Consider the following 2,909-nt stretch of genomic DNA (forward strand, 5'->3'; position numbering starts at 1 on the left):
GACCAAAAAGTCCATCCACATCCTTTTGACGGACGTTTCTAAAGAAAGAAAAACAAAGAAATTTGTCGAAAAAAACTTGACGATACTTCGAAAAGGTTGTAATATTAAGAAAATGTTAAATTATTGTTTATGAAATTTACAGGGAAACCTGTTTTTTTATTTTTAGTAAAATGCGGGTGTAGTTTAGTGGTAAAACTACAGCCTTCCAAGCTGTTGTCGTGGGTTCGATTCCCATCACCCGCTCCATACATATCAACGCAGTGTTTCGTTTCAATAAAGAACGAGGTATTGCGTTTTTTAATGTCAAAAAAAGGTGCCAGTTTAGCACCCTATAATCTCTATATTTCCTTGTCCTCCATGAATTTGAATAAACATATTCATAAGAGAAGTGACCATTTCATTCGCCTCATCGATATTGAAGGAAGGGCGTAAATAAACAATATGTATAGCGTTTTTTGTTTTTTCTGTCACAGAAGTTCTTTCTGAATCTACAAAAGGGCTGCCAAAAGAGCCTGAATCATCACTCGTTACAATTAAACGGTGAAGCGAATTGGATCTGCCGTTTAGTCCAACATATTCTTCACCATCTTCTCCAAGTCTCATCGTCACACTCCCATTGAGTTTGTCCATATCATAGATGCCTAGTGAAATTTGATATTGCAAAGAGAAGAAGTTATTAATATCAGTAGCACTGTTCACAGGCAGTAAATAGTTTTGCTTTTTGACCCTGCGGTATAGGGCTTCAGCTGAATGACGGTAGCGGTTAGGATCTTTCCCTGCAGCTTTAAAAATCTGTCTCCATTCTTTAATCCCATCTAAATCTGTTACATTTTTATCCTCTAAATCGAAGTAAATCGATTCTTGAAACAACTGCAGTCGCCCTTTTACCATTTGTGGAGACTCGCCTACCTCAATATTCTGATAACGGATAACTCCGATTTTAAAATCTGGTATAAGCCCGCAAATCTCAGAAGAAACATGAATTTCCAACCTTTCCACCTCCAAAATCGATTAAAAATAGTTTATCATAGGAAGCGATGATTTAAATAATATTATGGACCTTCATATATAAACAAATATAGAAAGGAGGGAGCAAAGTGAATTCGGCAAAGTTAAAACAAGAAGTTATCGAATACAGTAAAAAAATTGGAATTGATAAAATTGGCTTCACAACAGCAAATACTTTTGATGAAATGAAAAATCGGCTTATTCGCCAGCAGGAGCTTCAATACCAATCAGGATTTGAAGAAAAGGATATTGAGAAAAGGGTTAATCCTGCGTTGCTGATGGATGAGCCTCGCTCCATTATCTCTATAGCTCTTGCTTACCCTTCTAAAATGAGCGAGAGAGTTGTGAGTATTAAAGGAGAAAGACGCGGAATATTTTGCCGTGCTTCATGGGGAGAAGACTACCATCATGTTTTACGGAATCGGCTGGAGCTGCTGGAGGCATTTATTAAGGGCTTAGTTCCTGATGCCAAATGTAAGTCAATGGTAGATACAGGGGAATTAGTGGATAGAGCCGTTGCTGAACGAGCGGGAATTGGCTGGAGCGGGAAGAATTGTTCCATCATTACTCCAGAATTTGGTTCTTTCGTGTATTTAGGTGAAATGATAACATCTATTCCTTTTGAGCCTGACCAGCCGATGGAGGATCGCTGCGGGACATGCAATAAATGTATCGAAGCTTGCCCTACTGGAGCTTTAGTGCAAGGGGGGCAGCTAAATGCACAAAGGTGCATAGCATTTCTCACACAGACAAAGGGATTTCTTCCAGAGGAATTCCGTGAGAAATTAGGTAATCGCCTATATGGCTGTGATTCTTGCCAAACGGCTTGTCCGGAAAACAAAGGGAAGAACTTCTATTTTCACGAGGAAATGGAGCCGGATCCTGAAATTGTCAAACCACTATTAAAACCGCTTCTTCAAATTAGTAATCGGGACTTTAAAGAAAGGTTTGGACCTTTATCTGGATCGTGGAGAGGAAAAAAGCCTATCCAGCGTAATGCTATTTTTGCATTAGCACATTTTAAAGACGAAACAGCTGTTGATGATCTCATTGAAGTCATGATTTCAGACTCACGGCCTGTTATCCGTGGAACTGCTGCTTGGGCGATAGGTAAAATTGGAGGAGAAACCGCTCGTCTTGCATTAGAAAAGGCTCAACAAAAGGAAAAAGACGAAGAAGTTTTAAGTGAGATCCATTTAGGCTTAAGCTTTTTTGAGTAAACGAGGTCGGCCAGATTGCCTGCCTCATTTTTTATGGGGAAAATCATCCATCTCCTTTCATATATATATTTATGAAAGGAGTGGTTGCCGGTGAGAGAGCAGCTTCAAGAGCTTTTACAAAAAAGGGTGCAGCAATGTGTTTCTCAAAAAAATAGGAGCTCAACTCATTTCTGCCCAAAAATAGAACTTAAGAAAGAGGGGCTTGCTAAGCGTTCAGGTGAAATTATTAAAGCAAAGTCTATTGGGAACATCATAACTGTTGATCATGGTCGTGAAGAAAAAGATTCCGTTCGATATAATGTCCATTTTAAGTATTTGGTGAAGCAGAAGGACATGTTCTTCTTAGAAGAGGAAATTGAGGAAAGAAAAGCTGAATTTTATAAAGGAATTTTAATCGAGGATCATGAAATTAATCGATATGCAGAAGTGAAACAGGAAAGGGAACAAGAGCTAGAAATAGAAGAAACTGAAGAGAGAATTGTTTACGAATATAACCGCTTAAGAGCTGTTCAATATGCCGAAAGATGGTGGAATAGCTATAATCCTTCCTATGAAACATTCGAGGTTGATTGCACGAATTATATATCGCAATGCTTGCATGCCGGTGGCGGCCCAATGAGAGGGTATCCTAATAGGGTGGCAGGCTGGTGGATGATGAATAAGAATTGGAGCTATAGCTGG

Annotated in this window: 3 protein-coding genes and 1 tRNA gene; 3 read left to right on the forward strand and 1 reads right to left on the reverse strand. The window is 39.1% G+C overall.

The genetic code is table 11. The features are described from left to right. The first annotated feature begins 172 nt into the window (after positions 1 to 172). Positions 173 to 246: transfer RNA gene (locus V7149_RS24275), tRNA-Gly, on the forward strand. 75 nt (positions 247 to 321) lie between these two features. On the opposite strand, the gene V7149_RS24280 is transcribed toward V7149_RS24275, so the two are convergent. After that, positions 322 to 990, reverse strand: a complete 669-nt coding sequence (locus V7149_RS24280; RefSeq protein ID WP_335348139.1) for a B3/B4 domain-containing protein — start codon at positions 988 to 990, stop codon at positions 322 to 324. Between the two features lie 107 nt (positions 991 to 1,097). Here V7149_RS24280 and queG point away from each other — a divergent pair, with 107 nt between their 5' ends. Both queG and V7149_RS24290 read left to right on the forward strand, forming a co-directional pair. Continuing rightward, complete coding sequence (gene queG, locus V7149_RS24285; protein ID WP_335348140.1) at positions 1,098 to 2,228, forward strand: tRNA epoxyqueuosine(34) reductase QueG; 1,131 nt, start codon at positions 1,098 to 1,100, stop codon at positions 2,226 to 2,228. A gap of 90 nt (positions 2,229 to 2,318) precedes the next feature. Continuing rightward, a partial coding sequence (locus V7149_RS24290; RefSeq protein ID WP_335348141.1) for an amidase domain-containing protein occupies positions 2,319 to 2,909 on the forward strand: 591 nt, incomplete at its 3' end.

The organism is Bacillus sp. JJ1503 (genome assembly GCF_036965125.1).
Classification (GTDB): domain Bacteria; phylum Bacillota; class Bacilli; order Bacillales; family Cytobacillaceae; genus Cytobacillus.